The organism is Actinoalloteichus spitiensis RMV-1378 (assembly GCF_000239155.1).
Taxonomy (GTDB): Bacteria; Actinomycetota; Actinomycetes; order Mycobacteriales; family Pseudonocardiaceae; genus Actinoalloteichus_B; species Actinoalloteichus_B spitiensis.
In genome coordinates this window covers 1-5,018 of sequence record NZ_AGVX02000393.1, presented here as the reverse complement: position 1 = coordinate 5,018, position 5,018 = coordinate 1, and the positions used below count along the sequence as shown (strand labels likewise).

5 protein-coding genes are annotated in these 5,018 nt (G+C 75.1%); 1 reads left to right on the top strand and 4 read right to left on the bottom strand.

Annotated features, from left to right (window positions below; translation table 11 throughout):
- On the bottom strand, positions 1-453 hold a 453-nt coding region (locus ACTIDRAF_RS0217150; RefSeq protein ID WP_026066205.1), incomplete at its 3' end, for a GntR family transcriptional regulator.
- 305 nt (positions 454-758) lie between these two features.
- Here ACTIDRAF_RS0217150 and ACTIDRAF_RS0217145 point away from each other — a divergent pair.
- Positions 759-1,817, top strand: a complete 1,059-nt coding sequence (locus ACTIDRAF_RS0217145; protein WP_016699957.1) for an SIS domain-containing protein — start codon at positions 759-761, stop codon at positions 1,815-1,817.
- Between the two features lie 176 nt (positions 1,818-1,993).
- Here ACTIDRAF_RS0217145 and ACTIDRAF_RS0217140 read toward each other — a convergent pair whose 3' ends face one another.
- The 3 genes from ACTIDRAF_RS0217140 to ACTIDRAF_RS29445 form a co-directional block, all read right to left on the bottom strand.
- Positions 1,994-2,386, bottom strand: coding sequence for a hypothetical protein (locus ACTIDRAF_RS0217140; RefSeq protein ID WP_016699956.1), 393 nt, complete (start codon positions 2,384-2,386; stop codon positions 1,994-1,996).
- 124 nt (positions 2,387-2,510) lie between these two features.
- Positions 2,511-3,671, bottom strand: a complete 1,161-nt coding sequence (locus ACTIDRAF_RS0217135) for a quinone-dependent dihydroorotate dehydrogenase (RefSeq protein ID WP_016699955.1) — start codon at positions 3,669-3,671, stop codon at positions 2,511-2,513.
- A gap of 125 nt (positions 3,672-3,796) precedes the next feature.
- On the bottom strand, positions 3,797-5,018 hold a 1,222-nt coding region (locus ACTIDRAF_RS29445), incomplete at its 5' end, for an ATP-binding protein (protein ID WP_016699954.1).

The window sequence follows — 5,018 nt, the reverse complement described above, 5'->3', positions numbered from 1 at the left end:
GGCCATCGGCCCGCCGTCGGCGAGCCGCAGGCGTTTCAGCCGGAGCAGCTTGGCGCCCGGTCGGACCTCCAGCAGCCTGGCCAGCTCCGTCTCCGCCGGGTGTTCCTCTGCCGCGAGCAGCCGGGACTGCGGCCGCATGCCCTGGGCGAGCATGTCCTCGGTGTAGGAGGAGAGCTGCAACCGCTGGGCCACCTTCGGCTCGGCCGCGAAGGTCCCCTTGCCCTGTATCCGGAGGAGCCGGCCTTCGACCGTGAGGTCGGCGAGTGCCTGGCGGACCGTCGTCCTGGACAGGCCGAACTCGGTCGCGAGTGATCTCTCGGTGGGGATGGGCGTCCCGGCTGGCATCGACCGGAGCAGCTCGAGCAGGTGCCGTTTGAGCCTCCAGTACTTGGGCTCCCTGGCGTGCCCGCTTCGGCTCCCGCTTTCCCCGCACGGCGGTGTGGCGTCGAGCATGGCCTCCTCCTCGGTGACGTCCGGCCTGCCTGTGCTTTCCAGGATGCCGAGGCGCTCCCCCGGTTCCCACGTTGTCACAGGGTGACCCTGATCTTCCTCCGTCCGCGTGGTCCCCGGGACGGTAGTGCCGGGACGCGGCCCCACCTGGCCCGCCGGGCACTCGTCCGGTCGGCGGCGGTGGCGAACCGGACATCGTGGGTAGTGTTGGTCTGGACCACTGCGGGCGTCAGACCGGCGGGCCCGAACCCGGTTGGTGGCGGCCGCCCTGAGTGGCCGGGATGGCTGACCCGGCGGAACGAGGCGGTATGAAGGCGGATTCGGCGCCGGCCACCACGGCCGGTTCCCTGATGGAGACCGAGATAGCGGCGCAGCCGGAGGTCCTCCGAACGCTCCTGGCCGCCGGCCCGGAGATCCGGACCCTCGCCGAGGACATCACGCGGCGAGGGCCCCGGTTCGTGCTGTTGGCGGCGCGGGGGTCCAGCGACCACGCCGCCCTCTACGCCAAGTACCTCGTGGAGACGCTGCTCGGCCTGCCCGCCGGCCTCGTCTCCCCGTCGGCCACCACCCTCTACGGCGCCCGCCAGGACCTGCGTGACGTCCTGCTGGTCACCGTCAGCCAGAGCGGCGGTTCCCCGGACCTCGTCGAGGTCGCCGCCACCGCGCGGGAACGGGGCGCGTTCACCGTGGCGGTCACCAACACCGAGTCCTCGGACCTGGTGTCGGTCACCGACGCCGCCCTGCCCGTCCGCGCCGGTGCGGAGCGCGCGGTGGCCGCCACCAAGACCTACACCGCGACCCTGCTCGCCCTGTACCTGCTCGTCGACGCCCTGCGCGGCGGGCGCGGCGAACGCGCCGCGCCGCTGGGGGACCTGGCGGACGAGGTGCTGGCGGCGGCCGCCGCACCGGTCGTGGACCTCGCCTCCCGACTGCGGTTCGCCGACCGGCTGCTCGCCGTCGGTCGCGGCTACTCCTCGGCGACGGCAGCTGAGGCGGCGCTCAAACTCGCCGAGACCAGCTACCTGCTGACCCGCGCCTACAGCGCGGCCGACCTGTTGCACGGGCCGGTCGCCGCCGTCGACACCGACACCGCGCTCCTCGCGGTCACCAGCGCCGGCCCCGGCGGCACGTCGACGCTGGAGACCCTGGAAGTGGTGCGGGCGCGGGGGCCGTTCGTCGCCGCGATCGGGTCGGCGGCGGCGTCGGCGTTACCGGACGCGGGGGTGGAACTGCCGGTGACCAGCGAGGAGGTCGCCCCGGTGCTGGAGGTGCTCCCCGCGCAGCTGCTCGCGCTGGAACTCGCCAGGGCCCGGGGAGCCGACCCGGACCGGCCCCGGGGGCTGAACAAGGTGACCAGGACGCGCTGACCACCCCGGCCGACCGCCGACCCGTTCCGGGAGGAGCTGAGCCGGTGGCGTCGGCGTGCGGGGCCAGGTGGGGAACGCCGGGGCGACGGCGCGGCCGCCCCGGAACCCAGCCCGGCCGGAGCCCCCGGGCGGGGAACGGCCGCGCGGTACCCGTGCGCCGCACAGGCCGGGCGAGGTCAGGCGGGAACCGCGCCCCCGCCGTCGCCGTCCGGAGTGAGTTGGCGCAGCTGCCAGGCGAGGGGCACCGGCAGCGCGGTGACCAGCCCGGCCAGCACCACCAGGGCCACCGACATCCCGTGGTCGAGGACGGCTACCCCGTTGCCGAAGACGAGGGTCGCCGTCCCGAGCACCCCGAAGACGGCTCCCACCGAGGCGTTCGACCGGACCCAGTGGAACAACGCGGTGGTCACCAGCAGGGCGACCGCCGTCACCCCAAGCACCGACCTGTCCAGCGTGAGCTGGAGCCACACCGAGCCCACGGCGACGGCGCCCGAGGCCACCGCCAGCGCCCAGGCCAGGACCTGGCGCTGGGCTCGGTTGCTGCCGGGGTTGGCCGGGGTGCCTGGCATCGCCACTCCTCCTTGGAACCGGACTCCGTCCAGGTGATCCTATTCACCCCACCCCGGGTGCGGGGTCGCTCGGGGTGCGGGACGGGGAGCCGGTGGTGGGTCCCACCGACCCGCGTGGCGAGCATCACCCGGCGGACGGCTCGTCGCGCCCTTCCTCGTCCCGCCGGTGGCGTTCGGGCCCGGGGGAGGCGGGCGGCGCGTCCAGCCCCACCGCCTCCGCTACCGTCCGCAGCCCGGCCTGGCGCACCCGGCGCGCCAGGTCGCGGTGCACCGCCCTCGGCCAGAACGGTCCACCGTAGATGAACCCGGTGTAGGACTGGACCAGGGTCGCGCCGGCGCGGACCCGGGTCCAGACGTCCTCGCCGGACTCGACACCACCCACCGAGACCAGCAGGACCCGGTCGCCGACCCTGGCGCGCAGTCGGCGCAGGACGGCCAGTGACCGCTCCCGCAACGGGGCCCCGGACAGCCCGCCGGCCCCCGCGGCGGCCACCTCCGCGTCCTCGCTGCGCAGGCCGGTGCGCGCGGTGGTGGTGTTGGTGGCGATCACCCCGTCCAGCCCGAGCTCCAACGCCAGGTCGGCCACCGCGTCGACATCCTCGTCGGCCAGGTCGGGGGCGATCTTCACGAGGAGCGGCACGCGATGGGACACCGACTCGTCCAGGGCGGCCCGCACCTCGGTGAGCAGCGGCCGCAGCAGCTCGACGGCCTGGAGGTTCCGCAGGCCCGGCGTGTTCGGCGAGCTGACGTTGACCACCACGTAGTCGGCGTGGCGCGCGAGCAGCTCGGCGCCGCGCCGGTAGTCGGCGACCGCCCCGTCCTCCGGTACCACCTTCGTCTTGCCGATGTTCACCCCGAGGCCCACCCGCCCCGACCGGGGTCGCCTGGCCAGCGCCCTCGCGGTAGCGGCCGCTCCGTGGTTGTTGAACCCCATCCGGTTGACGATGGCCCGGTCCTCGACCAGCCGGAACAGCCGGGGTTTGGGGTTGCCGGGCTGCGGCTGGCCGGTGATGGTGCCGATCTCGACGAAACCGAAGCCCAGCGCGCCCAGCGCGTCGGCCCCGGTCCCCTCCTTGTCGAAGCCGGCGGCGAGGCCGAGGGGGCTGGGGAGGTCCATGCCCAGCGCCCGGACGCGCAGCACCGGATCGCGCGGCACGAACCACCGGCGGAGCAGACCGCGTACGCCGGGAACGGCGCAGAGGGCCCGGAGCGTCCCGAAGCTCACCCGATGAGCGGCCTCGGCCGGGACGCGGCGCAGGACCAGCGAGAACAGCAGTCGGTACATGGTCTCCCCGAGAGTGGTCGATCCCGCGCGTGGCACCGCGTCCGCCGGCCCGCCGGGCGGCGGCCGACGTGCCGACGGCTGCCGACAACCTACGCGGCGGTCGAGCGCCCCGGGGACCGGGATCGTCACCGCTGCGAGGCGGCGTAGGCCTCCAGCTCCGCGAGCTGCGCGGGGTCCAGCGAGGGGCGCACCGACTCCCGCGCGGCGGCGAGGTGGTGGGCGGTGACCTCGGTGGCCTCCAGGTTCTCCCGCATCGCGGTCAGCGCGGCCTCCCGCACCAGGGCCGCGCAGTCGGCGGCCGAGTACCCCTCGAGGTCGGCGGCGAGCGCGTCGAGGTCGACCTGGTCGGCCAACGGCGTGTTCCGGCTCGCCGACCGCAGGATCGCGGCACGGGCGTCGCTGTCGGGCGGCGGGACGTACACCAGGCGCTCGAGGCGCCCGGGCCGCAGCAGCGCGGGGTCGATCAACTCGGGCCGGTTCGTCGCGGCGAGGATGACGACGTCCCGCATCGGCTCGACGCCGTCCAGCTCCGTGAGGAGGGCGGCCACCACCCGGTCGGCGACGCCGCTGTCGCTCGACCCGCCCCGGCGGGGGGCCAGGGCGTCGACCTCGTCGAGGAAGACCAGGGTCGGCGCGGCCTCGGCGGCCCTGGCGAAGAGCTCCCGGACCGCCCGCTCCGACTCACCCACCCACTTGTCCAGCAGCTCGGCGCCCTTGACGGACATCACGTTGAGCTGGCCGCTGCCCGCGAGCGCCCGGACGAGGAAGGTCTTCCCGCAGCCGGGGGGCCCGTAGAGCAGGACGCCCCGGGGCGGGCGGACCCCGAGCCGGGAGAAGGAGTCCGGGTAGCGCAGGGGCCACAGCACCGCCTCGGTGAGGGCCTGCTTCGTCTCGGCCATGTCCCCCACGTCGTCCAGCGTGAGCCCGCCGGTCTGGAGGGTGTCCGAGGAGGACATGGAGATGGGCCGGACCGAGGACAGCGCGTCGAGCAGGTCCTGTTGCCGGATGCTGGGCCAGACCGGGCCGCCCTCCCCGGTCCCGGAGGGCGTCGCCTCCTCCTGGGCGGTCGTCTGGTCGTGGGGAGTGGCCGGCGCCTCGGCGGTGTCGTCCGGTCGTGGTGGTGCCGTGGAGCGGATCGGCTCGCCGTCCTGGTCGGGCGGCACGGGGAGACGCGCCGTCCCGTCGCCGCCACCGGGCGCGGGCAGCGCCAGGGTGTCCCCGTGGTCCGAGACCTCGACGATCTCCGCGTCGGTGATCGCGTCGGCCACCTCGCTCGCCAGGTCACCGCCACCGGCGGTCCGAGCGGCGCGGGGCTCGGCCGCCGGTTCCGCGAGCAGTTCGCCGTCC